The sequence below is a fragment of the Kitasatospora sp. NPDC059577 genome, from assembly GCF_042735475.1.
GTDB lineage: Bacteria > Actinomycetota > Actinomycetes > Streptomycetales > Streptomycetaceae > Kitasatospora.
Window position 1 is genome coordinate 62,797 of the sequence record NZ_JBHWBZ010000014.1, and the last position, 20,032, is coordinate 82,828.

General features: G+C 73.7%; 17 protein-coding genes and 1 pseudogene. 2 read left to right on the forward strand and 16 right to left on the reverse strand.

Annotated features, from left to right (window positions below):
* Positions 1-210: 210 nt before the first annotated feature.
* Positions 211-927, forward strand: coding sequence for a hypothetical protein (locus tag ACFV0O_RS14480; protein WP_380341033.1), 717 nt, complete (start codon positions 211-213; stop codon positions 925-927).
* A gap of 290 nt (positions 928-1,217) precedes the next feature.
* Here the strand turns inward: ACFV0O_RS14480 and ACFV0O_RS14485 are convergent, their stop codons facing one another.
* From ACFV0O_RS14485 to ACFV0O_RS14495, 3 genes are all read right to left on the reverse strand, one after another.
* Complete coding sequence (locus tag ACFV0O_RS14485) at positions 1,218-1,886, reverse strand: hypothetical protein (protein ID WP_380341036.1); 669 nt, start codon at positions 1,884-1,886, stop codon at positions 1,218-1,220.
* Positions 1,887-1,987: 101 nt separating this feature from the next.
* Complete coding sequence (locus ACFV0O_RS14490) at positions 1,988-2,686, reverse strand: ribonuclease HII (RefSeq protein ID WP_380341039.1); 699 nt, start codon at positions 2,684-2,686, stop codon at positions 1,988-1,990.
* 235 nt (positions 2,687-2,921) lie between these two features.
* Positions 2,922-3,473 (reverse strand): TetR/AcrR family transcriptional regulator, encoded by a 552-nt coding sequence (locus tag ACFV0O_RS14495; RefSeq protein WP_380341042.1) that lies wholly within the window; start codon positions 3,471-3,473, stop codon positions 2,922-2,924.
* A gap of 439 nt (positions 3,474-3,912) precedes the next feature.
* On the opposite strand from ACFV0O_RS14495, the gene ACFV0O_RS14500 reads away from it, so the two are divergent.
* Positions 3,913-5,463: an MFS transporter gene (locus ACFV0O_RS14500; protein WP_380341045.1), complete on the forward strand. Its 1,551-nt coding sequence runs from the start codon at positions 3,913-3,915 to the stop codon at positions 5,461-5,463.
* Positions 5,464-5,741: 278 nt separating this feature from the next.
* Here the strand turns inward: ACFV0O_RS14500 and ACFV0O_RS14505 are convergent, their stop codons facing one another.
* From ACFV0O_RS14505 to ACFV0O_RS14565, 13 genes and pseudogenes are all read right to left on the reverse strand, one after another.
* Positions 5,742-7,604 (reverse strand): DUF4153 domain-containing protein, encoded by a 1,863-nt coding sequence (locus ACFV0O_RS14505; protein WP_380341048.1) that lies wholly within the window; start codon positions 7,602-7,604, stop codon positions 5,742-5,744.
* 178 nt (positions 7,605-7,782) lie between these two features.
* Positions 7,783-8,697 carry a carbohydrate ABC transporter permease gene (locus ACFV0O_RS14510; RefSeq protein ID WP_380341051.1) on the reverse strand — a complete coding sequence of 305 codons (915 nt, stop codon included), beginning with the start codon at positions 8,695-8,697 and terminating at the stop codon, positions 7,783-7,785.
* 236 nt (positions 8,698-8,933) lie between these two features.
* Positions 8,934-9,971, reverse strand: coding sequence for a sugar ABC transporter permease (locus tag ACFV0O_RS14515; protein ID WP_360258376.1), 1,038 nt, complete (start codon positions 9,969-9,971; stop codon positions 8,934-8,936).
* A 179-nt stretch (positions 9,972-10,150) separates the two neighbouring features.
* Positions 10,151-11,482, reverse strand: coding sequence for an ABC transporter substrate-binding protein (locus ACFV0O_RS14520; RefSeq protein ID WP_380341191.1), 1,332 nt, complete (start codon positions 11,480-11,482; stop codon positions 10,151-10,153).
* 323 nt (positions 11,483-11,805) lie between these two features.
* Positions 11,806-13,020, reverse strand: a complete 1,215-nt coding sequence (locus ACFV0O_RS14525; protein ID WP_380341055.1) for a cytochrome P450 — start codon at positions 13,018-13,020, stop codon at positions 11,806-11,808.
* A 255-nt stretch (positions 13,021-13,275) separates the two neighbouring features.
* Positions 13,276-14,520 carry a cytochrome P450 gene (locus tag ACFV0O_RS14530; protein ID WP_360258380.1) on the reverse strand — a complete coding sequence of 415 codons (1,245 nt, stop codon included), beginning with the start codon at positions 14,518-14,520 and terminating at the stop codon, positions 13,276-13,278.
* 170 nt (positions 14,521-14,690) lie between these two features.
* A pseudogene (locus ACFV0O_RS14535) lies at positions 14,691-15,317 on the reverse strand (ATP/GTP-binding protein); the annotation flags it as partial.
* Positions 15,298-15,666 carry a DUF742 domain-containing protein gene (locus ACFV0O_RS14540; protein WP_360258383.1) on the reverse strand — a complete coding sequence of 123 codons (369 nt, stop codon included), beginning with the start codon at positions 15,664-15,666 and terminating at the stop codon, positions 15,298-15,300. The pseudogene ACFV0O_RS14535 and the gene ACFV0O_RS14540, both read right to left, overlap by 20 nt.
* Positions 15,663-16,142: a roadblock/LC7 domain-containing protein gene (locus tag ACFV0O_RS14545; RefSeq protein WP_380341060.1), complete on the reverse strand. Its 480-nt coding sequence runs from the start codon at positions 16,140-16,142 to the stop codon at positions 15,663-15,665. Before ACFV0O_RS14545 ends, ACFV0O_RS14540 begins: the two co-directional genes overlap by 4 nt.
* Positions 16,142-17,908, reverse strand: a complete 1,767-nt coding sequence (locus ACFV0O_RS14550) for a sensor histidine kinase (RefSeq protein WP_380341062.1) — start codon at positions 17,906-17,908, stop codon at positions 16,142-16,144. Before ACFV0O_RS14550 ends, ACFV0O_RS14545 begins: the two co-directional genes overlap by 1 nt.
* A gap of 287 nt (positions 17,909-18,195) precedes the next feature.
* Positions 18,196-18,762 carry a Clp protease N-terminal domain-containing protein gene (locus ACFV0O_RS14555; protein WP_380341065.1) on the reverse strand — a complete coding sequence of 189 codons (567 nt, stop codon included), beginning with the start codon at positions 18,760-18,762 and terminating at the stop codon, positions 18,196-18,198.
* Positions 18,763-18,765: 3 nt separating this feature from the next.
* Positions 18,766-19,002 (reverse strand): RNA polymerase subunit sigma-70, encoded by a 237-nt coding sequence (locus ACFV0O_RS14560; protein WP_380341068.1) that lies wholly within the window; start codon positions 19,000-19,002, stop codon positions 18,766-18,768.
* A gap of 58 nt (positions 19,003-19,060) precedes the next feature.
* Complete coding sequence (locus tag ACFV0O_RS14565) at positions 19,061-19,825, reverse strand: SDR family oxidoreductase (protein WP_380341070.1); 765 nt, start codon at positions 19,823-19,825, stop codon at positions 19,061-19,063.
* Between the last annotated feature and the right edge of the window lie 207 nt (positions 19,826-20,032).

Genomic DNA, 20,032 nt, shown 5'->3' on the forward strand with positions numbered 1-20,032 from the left:
GATCAAGGCTCGGTGACACCTCGGCGACGCATGGGCGACAGTGGAACATATCCGGCAGACCATGGGCTATCGGATGGCGTTCGTCATTTCATCGTTGCCGCTCTGCCCCTCATGCCCCGAGAATTGGGAGGTACCCGAAACTCGGTCCGCCGGACTCGCCCTTCGGCGTACCCAGGCACCCCGCCTACCCACGGGTCAGGAAGGAGGATCGTGATCAACGGTATCGACCGAGGTCAGAATCCCCTCTCCGGGAGTTCGGCGCCAAGACGGGTGCTGGACCTGGAGACCTGGGCCGCCTCGGGGATCCCGTTGCTGCGCGACCCGCGCGAGTTCGTCCTGGAGCTGCACCAACGCCACCTGCCCCAGCCGGGCACGGTCGTGGTCGCCGTCCTGGACGCCCTCCACCACCTCGTCGCCTCGGCCTCCTTCACCCCTTGGCCGCACGACACCGACGGCTGGCAGCACCGGAACGCCCTGCTGGCGCACGTCCGGCGGATCGTTCCGCACGACCTGCGGCTGTCCGAGCCGAGCCGCACGGCCATACTGCTGCGCTGCCGCGACGGCGCGCCCGGCTGGACGGAACAGGACGGCGCCTGGATGTGGGCGCTGCGGGACGCGGCCGCGCTGCACGGGCTGCGCTGCGGCTCGTACATCGGGCTCACCCCGGCGGGCTGGCAGGTCCTCGGGGACGGGCGGGGCGGGCGCAACCCGCACGCGGGCTCGTGGGCGGACGGCCCGGTGCACACCGTGACGGAGCTGCCACCGCGCTCGGTGCTCGATACCCCGCGCGGGCAACGCACCCGCCTCCCGGCGGCGGAGGCGGTCGAACCCGGCGCCGACGCACAGCGCCCGTCGAAGTCCGAGCCCCCGTGGGTCCCGGCGCGGGTCGCGGCGGCCGAGCCGACGCGCCGCACCGGCACCCGCTGAACCCGCTGAACCCGCCGGACGGACGGGACGAGGACGGACAGGACCGGAGGGTACGGGACGGGACGGGGACAGGAAGGCCCGAATCCCGGAGGACACACAGCCCCGGGCCCTTCGGGCACGGGCACGGGCACCGCGCGCAGGGGCCGACGACTCGACGCACCCGGGTCGACGCACCCGGGTCCACCCACCGCGGTACGGACCCGGCTCCGGTCCGGGTACGGCCCGTCACGGGAAGGTCTTAGGGCCCGGCACCGTCGTACGGCACCGGGCCCGGAACGGATGGGCTGGGGTCAGGCCTTGACCGGGCGGCCGGGCGCGGCCGCCTCCGTGGTCGCCGGGCCGGCGTCGCCGCAGACCACCAGCAGGGCGGTCGCGCGGCCGAGCGCCTCGGCGTACGCCTCGGCGGTCCCGGCGGGCGTGCCACCGTTGACCACCAGGACGACCGCCTCGCGGCGGACCGGACGGGTCAGCGCGGCGTCCGCGTAGAACACGTCCCCGCCCTCGGCGAGCTGCGCCCAGTAGCGCTCCTCACCGAAGGACAGTTCGTGCTGCTGCCACGGGTGCGCCTCGCCGACCGTCAGCACCAGGATCTGGGCCGGGTCGCGACCGGAGTCCAGGAGCCGGTCGACCGCCTCGTCGGCGCGTTCCACGGCCAGATCCGGGGTGGCGGCGATCCGCTGGACCTCGACCTGCGGCGCGGCCGGGCGGCGCGGCGCCGGACCGGGCTTGGGAACGGACCGCGGCGGACCGGGCCGGGCGGCGCGCGGCGCGGCCGGGCGCGGGGGCGCCGGGCGGGGGCCGGGCACCGTGACCGGGGCGGCGACGGTGGTGGGTGTGATGGTGGGCGCGCCGCCGGTGGCAGGCGCGCGGAGGGCTTGTGCGTCCGACTCGCGGGGGAAGGGAACGCCGGGGCCCGGGAGGCTCTCGTGAATCTCCGGCTCCTCGGGGAAGACAGGCATACCCGGATATCTATCAAATGCCGGTCGAACGCGCACGGGCACCCCACCCCTTGGGCACCGGACGTCCACTGCCCCCACCCGGGGCAATTCCAGACGGACCATCAGAAACCGAGCGTCAACTGTTCGTCCGCGGATCCCGAGGCTTCGCCCGCGCCCTCCCGAACGCGCTTCAGGTGACGCCACTTCGGCAGTCCGTCCATGTATGCCCAGGAGACCCGGTGGTGCTCGGTGGGGCCGAACTCCTCCAGCGCGGCGCGGTGCACCGGGGACGGGTAGCCGGCGTTGTCCGCGAAGCCGTACTCCGGGCACCCGTCGCCCAGTTCGGCCATCAGGCCGTCACGGTGGACCTTGGCGAGCACCGAGGCGGCGGCGACGCAGACACAGGACTGGTCGCCCTTGATCACCGTGCGCACCCGCCAGGGGCCACCGAGGTAGTCGTGCTTGCCGTCCAGGATCACCGCGTCGGGCTCGACCGGCAGCGTCTCCAGCGCGCGCACGGCGGCCAGTCGCAGCGCCGCCGTCATGCCGAGTTCGTCGCACTCCTGAGCCGAGGCCTGCCCGAGGGCGTACGCGGTGACCCAGTCGGCGAGGACGGGCGCGAGCGCGCGGCGGCGCAGCTCGGTGAGCAGCTTGGAGTCGGTCAGCCCCTCGGGCGCCTTGCGCAGTCCGGTGACGGCCGCGCCCACGGTGACCGGTCCGGCCCAGGCGCCGCGCCCGACCTCGTCCAGGCCGACGACGATCCTGGCGCCGGCCCGGCGGAGCGAGCGTTCGACGGAGTGGGTCGGCGGGACGATGGGCATGGCGATTTCCGTTCAGCTGGGCAGCCTCCAGCCTAAGCCCGCCCCGCGCCCACCGGATCCGCCGCCCTAGCCCGCTCCCGAGCCCGCACCCGAGGTGTCCGCCGGCCCGACGCCACCCCTGGCCGGGAGCGCACCCCCGGGGCCGAGGTCGCTCCCGGCCCGAGCCCACCCCAGCCCGGACGCGACCCCCGGCCCGGGCCCCGGCCCCGGGCCACGCCCTGACCCGGACCGGCCCTCAGGCGCGGATCATCGGATGCAGCACCTCGTCCACCAGCCTGGTGGCGAAGTCCGGCCCCACGTCCTGGAATCCACGGATCTTGGCCTGGTAGAGCAGCATCGCCGGGATCACGTCGGCCACCAACGGGGTGGCCGCGCCGGGCCGCACGTCCCCGCGCGCGGCGCCGCGGCGGAGGATCTCCAGGATGGTCGCCGTGATCGGCCCGATGACCCGGTCCTCGATGAAGCTCTTGAAGACCTCGGCCTGCTCCTGGTCTATCTCGGCCATCAGCGCGTGGAGGGCCGCGCCCACCCGGGAGGCCACCGCGGCCGTGAACGCCTCGATGAGCTGCAGGAGTTCGTCCCGGGCGGACCCGAGGTCGGGGGTGTCGTAAGGGCGTGGAAGAGTGGCGTCCAGGGCGTCGATGACGAGTTCGTCCTTGGACGCCCAGCGCCGGTAGAGCGCGGCCTTCCCGGTCCGCGCCGCACCGGCGACCCCTTCCATGGTCAGTCGCGCGTATCCGCCGGAGGTGAGCTGGTCGAGGGCGGCCTCGAAGATCGCGTTCTCCAACTCCTTTCCCCGGCGCCTCCCGGGCCGCGTCAGGGCCTGACGCGCGGTCCGCACCGGGCAGTGGGCCGACCCCGCGCCCTGCTCCGGTCCGGGCACATCAGACACGCCAGGCACACCAGGCACACCAGGCACATCCGGAACGTCCGGGACCGCCGAGGCTCCCGCCGGCCCCGCCGCAGGGGCCGACCCGCCCGCTGACCTGCCGGTCGACCGCCCCGAGGACCGACCGGACCGGTCCGCCACCAGGCGTCGCACCAACCGCTCCATCGCCACCATCCTTAAGGAACGCTTGCGTTCACAATCACGGCCAGGATATCGTCCGGATTAGTGAACGATCCCGTTCCTTCTCGGTCTGCGCAAGGGCGCAGCGCCACACCCGGACACCGGCGGTCCGCCGGATCCACGGCACCGAGGCACATGGCCAGCAGGGGGCACATTCGTGGCTATCTCCGACACGCTCGACAAGAACTCACCACCACCGGCCACGAAGGGGCGGGGCAAGGGGATCACCCTGACCGTCATCGCGGCCACCCAGCTCATGGTGGTGCTCGACGCGACCATCGTGAACATCGCGCTGCCGCACATCAAGGACGCCCTGAACTTCTCGACCACCGACCTGTCGTGGGTCATCAACGCCTACACGCTGACCTTCGGCGGGCTGCTGCTGCTCGGCGGTCGCGCGGGTGACATCCTCGGCCGCCGTCGGGTGTTCATCTTCGGCACCCTGCTGTTCGGCCTGGCCTCGCTGCTCGGCGGTTTCGCGCAGGACAGCGGCCTGTTGCTGGCCGCCCGCGCGCTCCAGGGCATCGGTGGCGCGATCTGTTCACCGACGGCCTTCGCGCTGATCGCCACCAACTTCGAGGAGGGACCGGAACGCAACAAGGCGTTCGGGGTGTTCTCGGCGGTGGCGGGTTCGGGCGCCGCGATCGGCCTGCTGGCCGGCGGACTGCTCACCGAGTACCTGAACTGGCGCTGGGTGTTCTTCGTCAACGTCCCGATCGCGATCCTGATCGCGATCGCCGCGCCGCGCCACATCGCCGAGTCGGAGCGCCACCCCGGCCGCTTCGACCTGCCCGGTGCGCTGACCTCGACGCTGGGCTTGGTCGGCCTGGTCTACGGGTTCATCCGAGCCGCCTCGGACGGCTGGTCGGACGGCCTGACCCTCGGCTCCTTCGCGGCCGGCGCGATCCTGCTGGCGGCCTTCCTCGTGGTCGAGAACCGCACCGACCAGCCGATCACCCCGATGCACCTGTTCGCCGACCGCAACCGGACCGGTGGCCTGGTGATGATGCTCTGCCTGGCCGCGGCCATGTTCGGCATCTTCTTCTACGTGGTGCTGTTCGTGCAGGGCCCGCTCGGCTACAGCCCGCTGATGGCCGGTGTGTCCTTCCTGCCGATCAGTGTCTCGATCATCATCGCGGCGCAGCTCGCGTCCAACCTGCAGGCCAAGTACGGTCCGAAGCCGTTCATGGCGGGCGGTGCCCTGCTGGTCACCATCGGCCTCAGCTGGCTGACCCAGATGGGCAAGGACAGCGGCTACGTGGACGGCGTGCTCGGCCCCACGGTGGTGTTCGGCTTCGGCATGGGCCTGATCTTCGTCCCGGTGATGCTGCTCGCCGTCGCGGGCGTCCCGGGCGAGGAGACCGGCGCCGCCTCCGGCCTGCTCAACTCGATGCAGCAGATCGGCGGTTCGCTCGGCCTGTCGATCCTGACCACGGTCTTCGCGCACTACGCCACGGCCGAGGCCGCCACGCAGCTGCCGAAGTTCATGCAGAGCGCGACTCCGGACCAGCTGGCCTACCTGCAGCAGCACCACGAGTTCCCGGCGGGCACGGACGCCGCCAACACCGTGCTCACCCAGGGCATTTCGCACGGCTTCGTGGTGGGCGCCGCGCTCGCGGCGGTCGCCCTGGTGGTATCGGTCTTCGTGATCAAGGCCAAGGCGAGCGACCTGCCGAGCGGTGATTCGTCCGCCGTCGCCATGCACTGAGGCCACGGCGCACCACCCGCACGGCGCAGCACCACCGCGGCTCGGCAGCGCGCCGACACCGCACCGGCCCTGCCGTTTCCGCAGCTCCGCCGACCTCACCGGCCCCGCACCGGAGTTCGTACCGCGGCCTGTTCCGAGGCCCGTACCGAGGCCCGTACCGAGACCTTTCCGAGGGCCGCAGCAAGCCCGCCCCGAGGCCCGCATGAGGCCGCCGCCGGGCCGCCACCGGGCCACCGTCCGGCCGCCGCCGGGCCCCGCGGCGGCCCCACCGCGTCGGACTACCGGGCCCCGTCCGCCAGCCCCGCCCGGTCGCAGGCCCGGCGGCCGATCGACGCCGAGTCCCGCAGTGGCCGGTCCGCCAGGATCTGCCGGGCCCGGGCGGCCGCGAGGTTGGTCGCGTACCAGGGCTTCGACTCCCGGTCCAGGTCCTGCCCGATCAGCTGCAGCGCACAGCTCCGCTTCGGTTCGGGGAGCCGGTCCAGGGCGGGCACCGCGTCCGCCGAGAGCAGGCGGACGTTGCGCAGGTCGATCGTGGCGGTGCGCGGGTCGGTCCGCAGGGCCTGCTCGTACCGGCTGACGTTCTGGTCGGCGACGATCGCGTCCGGCCCCATCAGGCCGTACACCGCGACGGTGAGCATCCCGCTGAGAACGACGACGCGCGGCAGCCAGCCGGTGCCGCGGGTCAGCCCGGCGGTGATCAGCAGTAGGAAGACGACGCCCAGCCAGACTTCGACCACGAGCACCCAGAGCCGCAGCCGGGTCAGCCCGGAGGCGTCCACGTAGAACCACATCCGGCCGAGCGCCGAGGCGACCACGGCCAGCGCGAGCACGCAGAGCAGTCCGAGCAGGATCCGCGCCAACCGGCGGTCGGCGTCGGTGCTGCGCGGCGCCCAGCGCTTGGCGACCGCCACCACGGCCAGCGTCAGCACGGTGATCACGCTCAGCTGCCAGAACCCCTGCCGGGCGTACTCGGAGCGGCTCATCCCCGTGTTGCCGAGCACCGCGTCCGCCCCGCCGAGCACCACCACGGCCTGGATGACCGCGAAGACGCCGAACATCAGATCGAGCGCGATCAACGGCAGCGCCCACTCCAGCCGCCGCCGCTCACGGCCCGGCCGGATCACCGTGCGGTCCCAGCGGCGCGGGCCGGCCGCGATCCGGGCAAAGCCGAGCACGGTGACCGTCCCGAGCAGGAACAGCAGCCCGCGCGCCGGGAGTTGGCCGAGGTCGAGGTCCGGACTGAGGTTGCCCAGCAGGTCCGCCATGGCGGCGTCGGCGCTGGCGAAGAGCAGGCCGAAAACGGTCAGCAGGACGGCGGCGACCGCGAGCGCCTTGAGGACCGGGACGACCCGGCCGCGGCCGGGAAGCGGGCGACCCTCCATGCTGATCCAGGCCCACCCGACGGCCGGCACGAGCTGCCAGAGGAGGCCGGGCAGGGCGAGCAGGACGCCCGGCCAGCGGCGGCCGCCGTGCAGGGCCAGCGAGGCCAGGCCGAGCGCGCCCGCGCCGGCCAGCACCGCGGGCCAGCCGGCGTCCCACCAGGCCGGGACGGCGAGCAGGGCGAGCGCGAGCAGGCTCCACGCGGCCGTCCAGGGCCGGATCCGGCGGCCCGCCACCCGGGCGGCGAAGCCGGCCCCGACCGCGGTGGCGGCCCCGCAGATCAGCAGGTTGACGCCCAGGCCGTCGTACAGCAGCCAGGCCGTCAGCAGACCGGTGAGCAGGGCGGCCAGGACGACCCTGGGGGTGGCCCCGGCCCGGCGCTCGGGGTCGCTGTGGCGCAGCCAGCTCGCGGTCGGCGCGGCGGGCGCGCCGGGTGCCCGGCGGGGCCCGGCGGCGCCGTACGGACCGGCCGCGCCGTGGGGACCGGCCGCGCCGTGGGGAACCCCCGGGCCGTACGGGCCCCTCGGACCGTACGGGGCTTCCGGATCGTGCGATGCAGCCGGCCGGTAGGGGTCCCACGAGGCGTACGGCCCGACGGGCCCCCGCGCACCGTCCGGAACCACCCCGTCGTCCGGTACCGGCGCACCGCCCGGGCCGGGTGGGCCCTGCGGGTCGGCCGGGCCCTGCGGGTCGGCCGGGTCCTGCGCCCCCGGGACGGGTGGCGGATCGGCCGAGGCGGGCGCGTTGGACAGACCGGACATGGGTCCCCCTCAGTGGTCAACGGGCATGCGGAAGCCGCCCTCGGGGCAGTCCGCCGGCGGGCGCGCTCAGCGCCGCCGTCGCTGCCGACTGTAGACCATTCTGAACAGGTTCAAAAATTACTTCTGAACGCGTTCAGATCACCCGTCCCGGCGCCCACTCCTCCGCCCGCCCCTCCGCCTACCCCTTCACCGACCCGGCGAGCAGCCCCCGGACGAAGTACCGCTGCAGGCTGAAGAAGACGATCAGCGGCACGATGATCGACAGGAACGCCCCGGCCGTCAGCAGCTCCCAGCGCCCGCCGAGGGAACCGGACAGCTGCGCCAGCCGCACCGTCATCGGCGCGACCTCCGGCGTTCCGCCCGCGAAGGTGAGCGCGACCAGCAGGTCGTTCCAGACCCAGAGGAACTGGAAGATCGCGAACGAGGCCAGCGCCGGAGCGCTCAGCGGCAGCACGATCGAACGGAAGATCTTGAAGTGCGAGGCGCCGTCCACCACCGCCGCCTCCATCAGGTCGCGCGGCAGCTGGGCGATGAAGTTGTGCAGCAGGAACACCGCGAGCGGCATCGCGAACATGGTGTGCGCCAGCCAGACCGGCGCGTAGCTGCCCTTCAGGTCCACCGCCGGGATCAGTGTCAGCGAGCCCAGGTGCGCGCCGCTGGAGAACAGCCGCAGCAGCGGGATCAGCGCCATCTGCAGCGGTACCACCTGCAGCGCGAACACCGTGAAGAACACCGCGTCGCTCCCCCGGAACCGCACCCAGGCCAGCGCGTACGCCGCCATCGCCGCGAGCACCAGCGGGAAGACGGTCGCCGGGACGCTGATCGCCAGCGAGTTCACCAGGAACGGCACCAGGCCGGTCGAGGCGCCGGAGCCGCCCTCGAACAGCACCGAGTGGTAGTTGTCGAAGCCGAAGTCCGGGTGGAGCAGGGCGCTCCACCAGCCGCTGGAGGTCACGTCCTGCTTGGGACGCAGCGAGGTCACCAGCAAGCCCAGCGTCGGGATCGTCCAGAGCACCGTCATCGCGATCACGAACACCGAGGCCAGCGGGCTACCGAAGGCCTTGCGGACCGGATTGCCGGGGCCCCCGGCCACCCGAGGGGCCGACCTCGCGAGGACCGGCTTCCGGACCGCGGATCCAGGCACGGAGGTCTTCCGCGGCGACGGCCCCGGGACGGACGGCCCCAGGACGGACGGCTCCGGGACGGACGGCTCCGCCGCAGCGGCCTTCGGGCCGGCGGCCTCCGCGGCGGCATCCTCCGGGACAACAGCCTCCGCGGCAGCGGCCTTCGGGACGGAGGTCTTCGGGACGGAGGTCTTCCGCAGCCGCTTCACCGCACCTCACGCTCCTTCCGCAGCTGGACGATGTTGTAGGCCACCAGCGGCAGCACCGCGAGGAAGAGGATCACCGCGAGGGCGCTGCCCCGCCCGGCGTTGAACTGAACGAAGGACTGCGAGTACATCTCGTTGGCGAGCACCTGGGTGCCGAAGTTGCCGCCGGTCATGGTGCGGACGATGTCGAAGGCCTTCAGCGTGATGATCATGACGGTGGTCAGCACCACCATCACCGTGGTGCGGATCATCGGCACGGTGACGTACCAGAACAGTCGCAGCCCGCTCGCGCCGTCCAGCCGGGCCGCCTCCACCACCTCGGCCGGGATCGCCTTGATCGCCGCCGACAGCACCACCATCGCGAAGCCGGTCTGCACCCAGACCATCACCGCCATCAACAGGAAGGTGTTCAGCGGCTGCGAGAGCATCCAGTTCGGCGGGTCGTCCCAGCCCGCCGCGACGGCGATCCGGCTGAGCAGGCCGATCTGCGGCTGCCCCGACCCGCGCGACTCGTAGACGAACTTGAAGATGATCGAGGCGCCCACCAGCGAGATCGCCATCGGCATGAAGATCAGCGACTTGTACACCGACTGGCCGCGCATCCGGTCCACCAGCAGCGCCAGCGCCAGCCCCAGGCCGGTCGCCGCCAGCGGTGCGACCACCAGCCACAGCAGGGTGTTGAGCAGCACCGTCTGCACCGAGTCGGTGGTGAGCGCCCAGCCGAAGTTCTCGCCGCCGACGAACCGGGTGCCGTCGTCGTTCTGCAGGCTCAGGTACACCGTGCGGACCAGCGGCACCACCAGGCCGACCGCCAGCAGCAGTACCGCCGGGCCGAGGAACACCGCGACGGCCAGCGGACGGGCCAGCCGTCCACGGGCCCGGCCGGCGACCAGGAAGACCACCAGCAGGATGCCGAGGAAGCCCGCGACGGCGCCGAGGGTGTTGCCGAACTTGACCGCCGCGTCGCCCCAGGAGCCGGCCGCCAGTCTCTCGGCGGCGGGCGCGACGGCGGATGACGGGTATCCGGGTACGGACATGGCTGCGCGTCCCTTCGGGTGCGGTGGGAAGGGGGCGGGCGGTGCGGGTGGGTGGCCCCGCACCGCCCTCGACAGGTGGTCCCGGTGGGTCCGGACCCGCGGCGGGTTCGGACCCGCGGCGGGTTCGGACGGTCGGCGGGTTCGGACGGTCGGCCCGCCTGCTGCGGCCGTTCGGCGTCCTACTGCGGCCAGGCGGCGTCGATGTCGGCGGCGGTCTTCTGGATCGACTGTCCTTCGGCGAACCAGGCGGTCAGCGACTTCCACTCCTGCCCGGCGCCGACCGCCGCCGGCATCAGGTCGGAGCCGTCGAAGCGGAAGGTGGCCGCCGGGTCGGTCAGCGCGGCAGCCGACAGCTTGTCGATCGGGTCGGTGTACAGGCTCTTGTCCACGCCCTGGTTCGCCGAGACCCAGCCGCTCGCGGTCCGCACCCGGCTGCTCGCCCAGTCCGAGCTGGACAGGTAGTTCTGCACCGCCTGCACCTCGGGCCGGCCGGCGAAAGCGGCCAGGAACTCGCCGCCGCCCTCGACCGGGTTGGCGACGGACGGGTTCACCGCGGGCAGGTGGAAGGCGAAGACGTCCCCGTCCGGGCCGACCTTGGTGCCCTTGGGCCACTGCGCCTCGTAGAAGGAGGCCTGCTGCAGCATCATGCACGTGCCGCTCAGGACCGGTGTGCCCGCGTCCTGGAAGGTGGTGGTGGCGATCGACTTCACGTCGCCGAAGCCCGCGTTGGCCCAGGCGGGGTTCTGCATCCAGTCGGCGACCGTCTTCATCGCCGTGGTGATCTTCTCGTCGGAGAACTTCACCTGGTGGCCGACCCACTGGTCGTACACCTCGCCGCCGTAGCTGCCCAGCACCACCTCCTCCAGCCAGTCGGTGGCCGGCCAGCCGGTGGCCGTGCCGGAGGCGATGCCGCCGCACCACGGCTTGGGGCCGCCCGCCTTGGCGATCCTGTCACTGAGCGCCATCAGGTCCGCCCAGGTCTTCGGCTCCTCGTAGCCGGCGGCCTTGAAGGCCTTGGGCGAGTACCAGACCAGCGACTTCATGTTGGCGCTCATCGGGGCCGCGTAGAAGGTGCCGTTGACCGAGCCGTAGGTCTTCCAGATCGGGCTCCACTTGTCCTGGTTGGCGACGGTCTGGGCGGGCGGCTTCACCACCTTGCCACTCTTCACCATCTGCGCCAGCAGGCCCGGCTGCGGGACGATCGCGAAGTCGGGGGCGTTGCCGCCGGCCACCCGGACCGGGAGCTGGGACTCGAAGTCGTTCGAGCCCTCGTAGCTGATCTTGATCCCGGTGCACTTGCTGAACTCGGACCAGGACTTCTCCAGGTTGTCCGACTCCGGGCTCAGGATGGAGGCGAACATCGTCACCGTCGTCCCCGAATGCCCGGCGTACGGCTGGTACTTGGCGCAGTCGCCGGACAGCGACTGGGCCGCGCCGCCGCCGTCACCCGAACCGCCGGAGCTGTTGGAGCAGGCGGCGGTCAGCGCCAGCGCCGCCACCAGGGCGGGCACGGCGGCCAATCGCCGACGGTAACTCGGTTGCGGCGCGATCGGGTTGGGAGTCAATGCGGTCCTCCTCGCCAGGGCATGCTGCCGATGGTGGCTGAACGACATTGCGCTGTACCGGAGATGGGCCCACGGAGATCGCGGACGGACGGCGGCCGAACTGATCGAAGACGTTAACGCAGCAGCCGCCCTCCGCCAAGGTCCACGTTCGACCTTCACCAGCCGGTGTCCCGACCGTGACCCGCGACCGGGCACGATTCGGACCGGAAACGCCAGAAGCCGAAGACCCCGCCCGGAAACCCGGACGGGGCCCACGTCATGACGCTGCGTCAGAAGAGCCGGATCGGCAGCTCCTGCAGGCTGTTGACCACCAGCGACCCGCTCGGCCGCAGCTCGGCGTCCGGCACCGCCGCCGACAGCTCGGGGAACCGCTCGAACAGCGCCGGCAGCGCGATCCCCGCCTCCAACCGCGCCAGCGGCGAACCCGGGCAGACGTGCGGACCGTGCCCGAAGGACAGGTGACGGGACGGGTCCCTGGTGATGTCGAACAGCTCCGCCGTCACCCCGTGCTGCAGCGGATCACGGCCGATCGCGTTGTACGAGACCAGCACCGGCTCACCGGCCGGGATCACCACGTCCCCGACCGGGACGTCCGCGGCGGTGAAGCGGAACAGGAAGTTGCTGGTCGGAGGCGTCCAGCGGAGCGACTCCTCCACCACCGCGTCCCAGGGCACCCGCCCCGAACGCACCAGCTCCAGCTGGTCCGGGTGCGCCAGCAGCGCCCGCACCGCGTTGCAGATCAGGTTCACCGTCGTCTCGTGGCCGGCTGCGATGATCACCCGCAGGGTGGCCGCCGCCTCCGCGTCGGTCAGCGCCCCGCCCTCGGTGTCCGCCGCCAGCAGCACGCTCGCCAGGTCCTCACCGGGAGCCGAACGGCGCTGCGCCACCAGCTCGTTGACGAAGGCGTTCAACCCCGCGATGGTCACCTGGATGCCCTCCGGGTTCGGCTTGGCGCCGAAGAACCGCTCGTACAGGTCGCGCAGCACACCGTGGTCCGACTCCGGGACGCCCAGCAGCGAGCAGATCACCGTCATCGGCAGCGGGAAGGCGAAGGCCGTCTTCAGGTCGACCTGCGGCTCCCCCGCCGCCAGCGCGTCCAGCAGCCCGCGGGTGATCTCCTCGACGCGCGGGCGCATCAGCTCCACCCGGCGCGGCGTGAAGGCCTGCGCGACCAGCGCCCGCAGCCGGCGGTGTTCCGCGCCGTCCGTGGTCACCATGCTCGGGCCGGGCACCGCCAGGCCGATCAGCGGCCAGGTCTTCGGCACCTCGCCGCGCTGGTAGGCCCCCCAGTGCGCGGCGTCCTTCACCAGCCGGGCGTCCGTCAGCAGCTCACGCGCCTCCGCGTGCCGGGTCACCGCCCAGGCGGCCACGCCACCGGGCAGCACGACCGGCACCACCGGGCCGGCGGCCCGCAGCAGGGCGCCCTCGGCCGCGTTGTCGCGGGCCAGCGGGTCGAGGACGATCGGGGCCGGGGCGGCGGTCATCGCAACTCTCTTTCGGACGACGGGAATCAACGGATACGGGGAGCGGCGGGCCCGGAAGGCACCCGACCCCGGCAGCGCGGACACCGACGGGCCCGGGAACCACCGGGAACCGGCAGCGCGGACACCGACGGGCCCGGGAACCACCGGGAACCGGCAGCGCGGACACCGACGGGCCCGGGAACCACCGGGAACCGGCAGCGCGGACACCGGCGGGCCCGGGAACCACCGGACCCCGTGGGCGCGGGTACCGACGGATCAGGCCTGGTGGCCCGGGGTGAACGCGACCGGCAACGCCACCAGCCCGCGCACCCAGGCCGACGGCCGCCACACCAGCGCGTGCTCGGCCGCCGCCAGCCGCAGGTCCGGCAGCCGGTCCAGCAGCACCTCGATCGCGGTGGTCGCGATCACCTCGGCCGCCTCCTGGGCCGGGAACGGGCAGCCGTGTTCGCCGTACGAGTAGCTCATGTGCGCCCGGTTGCCCTCGGCCGGGCGGCCGTCGGCCTGCCGGACCGACGGGTCCGCGTTCGCCCCGGCGAAGCCCAGCAGCACCATGTCGCCCGCGCCGATCCGCTGGCCGCCCAGCTGGGTGTCCCGGATCGCCCAGCGCCCGGCGAAGATCTGCGTCGGCGTGTCCTCCCAGAGCGCCTCGTTGAGCGCCTGGCTGATGCTTCGCCGCCCGCCCGCCAGCGAGGCGGCGAACCGCTCGTCGGTGAGCATCAGCCGCAGCGCGTTGGAGATCCAGTACGAGGAAGGCTGGTGGCCGGCAATCAGCAGCACCCGCAGGTCGCGCATCACCTCGTCGTGGGTCAGCCCGGCCTCGTGCTCCAGCATCCGCGAGGCCACGTCGGCTCCCGGGTGCTCGGCCTTCTCCTCGACCATGGCGAGCATCATCTCCAGCAGCCGCTGGGCGCCGGCCGGGGCGTCCGGGCCGCCGTCCAGCATCGACAGCAGCGCGGCGGTCAGCTGCGGCGCCTGCTCCTCGTCCAGCCCGAGCACCCGGCACAGCACCAGCAGCGGCATCCGGTGCGCGTACTCGGCGACCAGGTCCGCCTCGCCGCGGCCGGCGAAGTCGTCGATCAGCCGGTCGGCGATCTCCTCGGAGTACTTGCGCAGCTCGTACGGGTCGATCCCGGCCAGCGCGTCGGTGACCGCGCGCGAGCGCCGGACGTGCTCCTCGCCCTCGGCGTACAGGATCGAGGGGGCGGGCGCCATCATCGGCTTCAGCGGCCAGTCGGCGGGCAGCGACTCCCAGGCGTGCCAGCGGCTGGAGTCACGGCCGAACAGCTGCGGCTGACCGGTCACCAGCTGCAGCTCGCGGTAGCCGATGACCAGCCAGGCCGGGACGCCGCCGGCCAGCTCGACCGGGGCGACCGGGCCGTGCGCGGCCCGCAGCTCGCGGTAGAGCTGGGCCGGGTCGGTCTGGAAGCGCGGCCCGTACAGCGGCGTGGCGCCGGCGTGCGCCGGGCAGCCCGGGGGCGGGGTGACGGCGGGCTCGGTCACGGGGTGCTCTCCTCGTACATCGCGGTGGGGGCCGCTGCCGGGGCGGCAGCCTGGTCGGAGCCGGTCGGATCGGCCGGGTGGACCCCGTGGGCTCCGGCCGGGTCGGCACCATGGGCTCCGGCCGGGTCGGCACCATGGGCTCCGGCCGGGTCGGCACCGTGGGCTTCCGCCGGGCCTGCTCCGGCGAGGTCGGCCTCGTCGGCCCCGGCCAGGGCCGCCAGGTGGTGGACCAGCCCGATCAGCACCCGCTTGCCGGACTCGCGGTCGCGCGCGTCGCAGTCCACCAGCGGCACCTCGGCCGACAGGTCCAGCGCCTCGCGGACCTGCTCCAGGCTGTGGGTCGGCTCGCCGAAGTTGTTGCGGGCCACGATGAACGGGGTGCCGTGGTGCTCCAGCCGGTCGATCGCGTACCAGGACTCCTCCAGCCGCCGGGTGTCCACCAGGACGACCGCGCCCAGGGCGCCGCTGAACAGGCGGTCCCAGAGGAACCAGAAGCGCTCCTGCCCGGGCGCGCCGAACAGGTACAGCACCTGGCGCTCGGAGAGGGTGATCCGGCCGAAGTCGAAGGCGACCGTGGTGGAGCGCTTGCCCCAGGATCCGGCCGGGTCGATGCCCTCCCCCGCCCGGGTCATCACCTCCTCGGTGTTCAGCGGACGGATCTCGCTGACCGAGCCGACCAGGGTGGTCTTGCCCACGCCGAAGCCGCCGACCACGACGATCTTCAGCGCGTTGTCGGCGGTCGCCCGCAGCGGGGTGCGCTCGGCGGCGGGCCGGACGTCAGAGCCGTTGGAGGCCATGCAGCACCTGCTTCAGCGTATCGAGGTCGGGCAGCCGGGCCTTGTTGGGCGCGAACCGGGGGTGGCGGGCGGTGACCGCCCCGGACTCCAGCAGGTCGCCGAGCAGGATCTTCACCACCGAGATGGGCAGCGCCAGCTCCGCCGCCACCTCCACGACGGCGGTCGGGGCCTCGCACATCCGCAGGATCCGGGCGTGCTCCGACTGCATCCCGGCCGTCGGCTGCCGTTCGGCGACGATCAGGGTGACCAGGTCGAAGGCGTTCTCCGGGGCGCGGCTGCGGCCCTTGGTGATGGTGTAGAGGCGGTCCGGGTCGTCGTCACGGCCCGGCAGCACCGGCCCGTCCGTCATATCCCCGCGCCCTCCGGTGTGGCGGCGCTCCCGTCCACGGCCCCGTCCGAGGTGCCGCGCTCCGGCGTGCCGCCCTCCGGGTCCCGGGCCGGGGCACTGAGGTGGACGCCGATCTGCTCGATCAGGCCGTGCATGTTGTGGCCGACCACGCCGACGTCCGCTTCGTCGTCGGTGACCACGGCGAGGTGGGCGCCCTCACCGGCCGCCACGATGCACAGGATGCCGCCGTGGAACTCGGTCATCGACTGCCGGACGCCGCCGCTGCCGTCGCCGAACTCGATCGAGGCGCCGTGCGCCAGGCTCTGCAGGCCGGAGGCGATCGCCGCCAGCTGGTCGGCCTGGTCGGTGCTCAGCCCGTCGGTGTGGCAGAGCTTGAGGCCGTCGGCGGAGAGAACCAGGGCGTGCCGGGTGCCGGGGGTGGCCGCCAGCAGGTTCTCCAACAGCCAGTCGAGGTCGCGATCGGGGGCGCTGCTCATCAGGTGTCCTTCTCGGTGGCGGGGGAAGCGTCGGGTGTGGTGTCGGGGGCCGTGGTCGGCGTGCCGGTGGAGTGCTGCTCGTCCTCCGCCGGACGGGCGGCGGCCCGGCGGAACGCACCGAACCGGGCAGCCGCGCTCACCGTGTCGGTGCGGACGGGCTTCGCGGCCCGGTCCGTCGCCGGGGCGGTGGTCAGCGTCTGCCCGCGCCGACGCTGCGGAAGGCCGCTGTCGGTCGTCCGGGCGGGCGCGGGCGGCAGGGGGGCGGCGGTGACGGCCGTCGGCGCGACCGGGGCGGTGAGCGCGGTCGGCGCGGCGGGCGCCGGAGGCAGCGGCGCGGGGGCCGGACGGGCCGAGGCCGGGCGGGCGGGGGCCGGGCGGGCGGGGGTGAGCGCGGGGCGCACGGACTCGACGGCCGGCGCCTGCGTCGGGACGGACGCCGGGGCGGGCACCGGGGCCGCGTGCGAGACCAGCTGCTGGGGGATCAGCATCACCACCCCCGTACCGCCGCGCGCCGACGGCCGGAAGGAGATCTGCAGCCCGTGCTTGCGCGCCAGGACGCCGACCACCGCGAGCCCCAGCCGGGTGCCGGCGGACAGCGTGGTGAGGTCCAGCGGTTCGGCGGAGACGGCCCGTTCGGCTCGGCGCAGCCAGCTCTCGCCCAGGCCGAGCCCGCTGTCCTCGACGGTGACCACCAGTCCGGCGGGCACCTCCTCGACGTAGACGTGCACCTCGGCCGGCGGGGCGGAGAAGTTGGTGGCGTTGTCCAGCAGCTCGGCCAGCGCGTGCATGACACCTTCGGCGGCGTACCCGGCGACCGCCGCGGTGCTGGCGTTGTGCAGCCGCACCCGCTGGTAGGCGCCGATCCGGCCGAGCGCGCCGCGCAGCACCGACTCCACCGCGATCGGCTTGGCCCAGCGGCGGCCCGAGCGGGCACCGGTGAGCACCGCGATGCTGTCCGCCATCCGGCCCGCCTGGGCGGTCGAGTGGTCCAGGCTCAGCAGGTCGCCGAGCACCTCCTCGTCGTGCCGGTGCTGCATCTCGCGCAGCTCGGCGTGCATGCTCGTGGCCAGCGCCTGGACCCGCCCGGCGGCGGTCGCGCAGACCGCGAGCGCCGCGGCCCGCAGCCGCTCGCCCCGGCCGATCTCCTCACCGACCGCACGCAGCAGCGCGTACTGGGGGTGCTTGCGGTGAGCGGCCAGCGCACTGTCCACGGCCGCGCCCGCGCGCAGCTTCCTCACCACCTCGGGCAGCACGCCCTCGGTGATCCGGTCCAGCTCGGCGCGCTCGGCCTCGGCCCGCAGCCACTGCGCCTCGACCCCGGCCCGCTCGGCGTCCAGTTCGGCCCGCACCAGGTCCAGCTCGGCCCGCGCTGCGGCGGACTCCGCCTCCGCGCGGGCCCGCTCGGCGCGCGCGGCGTCCCGCTCGGCCTCGGCGGCGGTGGCGCGCCCCCTGGCCGCCGTCTCGGCCTGTCGGGCGGAGCCCGCGACGACCAGCGCCGTCATCGCCTCCCGGTGCTGCTCCTCCACGTCCTCGGCGAGCCGTCGGGAGCGCTCCGCGCCGGTCGCCGCGAGGCCGACGGCGATCATCCACAGGACGGCGACGGCGCCCACGGCGAGGGCGGTGAGCGGCTGGTGCGCGCCCAGGGCCCGGGTGACGCCGACCGGTGCGGCGACCAGCGCCAGCAGGACGGCGGCCGCCGTCAGGGCGACGGTGCGCGGTGCGGGCCGTCGGGGCGGCCGGCCGTCGGGGCTGGTGGCTTCTCTCATCGGTGCGGTCCTCGGCAACGTCGGCGGGCGGCGGCACAGCGGCGGGTCTGCGACGATCGCGACCGCCGACAGCTGGTCGGGCGCATACCAGACCGCCCGGGACGTCATAAAACGTCTCCGGGCGGCTGATCGGTTCACGCTTTCGGCCGATCATATCGATTCAGACATTGGCCTCAAGTGGCCAGTTGACGGGCACTCTCCTCCATCCACGTCCCGTACACCGATTGGCGACGCAACCGCCGCACGACCGAGTGGCTCGCTTCACAACCGGCACCCGGCCGGGGGGTTCAGCCCAGCGCCCGCTCGACCGCCCGCCGGACGGCCGCCGGGTCCAGCCCGTGGTCGACCACGACCCGCACCCCCACCCCCTCCCCCTCGCGGAGCACGCCCAGCAACAGGTGCCCGACCGCGATCTCCCCCGACTTCAGCCGCAGCGACTCCCGCAGCGACAGCTCCAGGACCTTCTTCGCCCGGGCGTCGAACGGGAGGTGACCGCCGAAGGTGCCGCCGGAGCGGAACCATCCCCGGCGCTTCGGCTCCTCCGCGGGCCGGGCGTCCAGGGCTCCCTCCCCGAACACCGCCTCGACCGCTTCCCGCACCGCGCCCAGGTCGACCCCGATCGAGGCCAGGGCGGCGGTGTCGTCCCCGGGCCCGACCAGTCGGCGCACCGCCCGCCGCGCGGCCTCCTGGTCCAGGCCCGCCTCGACCAGGACGGCGGCCGCCGGGTCGTCCGGCACGCCGAGGGCCGCCAGCAGCAGGTGCTCCGTCCCGACGCGGCCGTGCCGCAGCTCCCGCGCCTCCTGCTGCGCTCCGGTCACCACCTGCCGGGCCCGTTCGGTGAAACGCTCGAACATCACTCAGCCTCCGTCCTGGTCGCCATGGGTACCGCGCTTCGCGTACTTCTTGTGCACCGCCTGCCGGGTCACCCCGAGGCAGACCGCGATGTCCTGCCAGGACCAGCCCTGCGACCGGGCGTTGCCCACCTGCAGGGCCTCCAGGCGGTCCGCCAGATCACGCAGGGCGCAGACCGCCCGGAGCCCCACGGCGGGGTCACGACTGCTCGCAGCGGCTGCGAGTTCTCCGCTCTCGCTCATGGTGTCAACCTTGGTTGACACCCGCGCGGATGTCAACCCCGGTTGACGGATGTCGAGCTCAGCGGCCGCCGAACCGCCGCTCCAACGCCTCCTCGAAGGTCCCCCGGCCCACCGCCCGCTCCGGCGCCAGGTTCCCGCCCGCACGCAACCCCCGGCCACCGGCCCCCGGCATCCGCACCGGCAGCAGCACCCGCCGCTTGCCCGCCGCCCGCAGGTACGCCCCGGCCAGCTCCCGGTACGACCGCACGTGCGGCCCGCCCACCTCCGGCGCGAACCCGACGGGATCCTCGACCAGCCCGACGACCGCCGCCGCCACCTCCCGCACGTCCACCGGCTGGAACCGCACCCCGCCGAGCACCGGGAACAGCGGCAGCTTCACCGAGACGTCGAAGAACTTCAGCAGCAGGTCGTGGAACTGCGTCGCCCGCAGCACCGTCCACCCCAGCCCCGACTCCCGCACCACCCGCTCACAGGCGAGCTTCGTCCGGTAGTACGCGATCGGCACCCGGTCGATCCCCACGATCGACACGTACACCAGGTGCCTGACCCCCGCCTCCCGCGCCCGCGCCACCAGCGTCCGGACCCCCGCCACATCCGCCTTCCGCTGCGTGGTCGCGCAGTCCACCACCACCTCGACCCCGGCCACGGCCTCCGCGATCCCGGCCCCGCTCACCAGGTCGCCGACCACCCACTCGACCCCGTCACCCCCGACCCGCGCCCGACGGCTCAACCCCCGCACCGCCACCCCGCGCGCCACCAGCAGCCGCACCACCTCCCGCCCCAACGTCCCCGTCGCCCCGGTCACCAGCACCGTCCCGTTCACCACACCACTCCTTCCGTCGGACGCCTTCACTCCCTACGGACCGATCACGGCCCCGATCCGTGACATCGGCGGTTCCGGGGACGGGGAGGAGGCCGGAAAAGCGGAAGAGGGGGGGGGGGGGGGGGGGGTAGGGGGCCCCCCCCCCCCCGGGGGGGGCCCCCCCGGGGGGCGCCCCCCCCCCGCCCGGGGCCGGGCGGGCCGCGGCGG

Bases quoted from the DNA above. Each gene is read 5' to 3' on its own strand.
- ACFV0O_RS14485 (WP_380341036.1), bottom strand. From the start codon at position 1,886: ATGCCTGTCTTCCCCGAGGAGCCGGAGATTCACGAGAGCCTCCCGGGC.
- ACFV0O_RS14490 (WP_380341039.1), bottom strand. From the start codon at position 2,686: ATGCCCATCGTCCCGCCGACCCACTCCGTCGAACGCTCGCTCCGCCGG.
- ACFV0O_RS14505 (WP_380341048.1), bottom strand. From the start codon at position 7,604: ATGTCCGGTCTGTCCAACGCGCCCGCCTCGGCCGATCCGCCACCCGTC.
- ACFV0O_RS14515 (WP_360258376.1), bottom strand. From the start codon at position 9,971: ATGTCCGTACCCGGATACCCGTCATCCGCCGTCGCGCCCGCCGCCGAG.
- ACFV0O_RS14525 (WP_380341055.1), bottom strand. From the start codon at position 13,020: ATGACCGCCGCCCCGGCCCCGATCGTCCTCGACCCGCTGGCCCGCGAC.
- ACFV0O_RS14540 (WP_360258383.1), bottom strand. From the start codon at position 15,666: ATGACGGACGGGCCGGTGCTGCCGGGCCGTGACGACGACCCGGACCGC.
- ACFV0O_RS14545 (WP_380341060.1), bottom strand. From the start codon at position 16,142: ATGAGCAGCGCCCCCGATCGCGACCTCGACTGGCTGTTGGAGAACCTG.
- ACFV0O_RS14550 (WP_380341062.1), bottom strand. From the start codon at position 17,908: ATGAGAGAAGCCACCAGCCCCGACGGCCGGCCGCCCCGACGGCCCGCA.
- ACFV0O_RS14555 (WP_380341065.1), bottom strand. From the start codon at position 18,762: ATGTTCGAGCGTTTCACCGAACGGGCCCGGCAGGTGGTGACCGGAGCG.
- ACFV0O_RS14560 (WP_380341068.1), bottom strand. From the start codon at position 19,002: ATGAGCGAGAGCGGAGAACTCGCAGCCGCTGCGAGCAGTCGTGACCCC.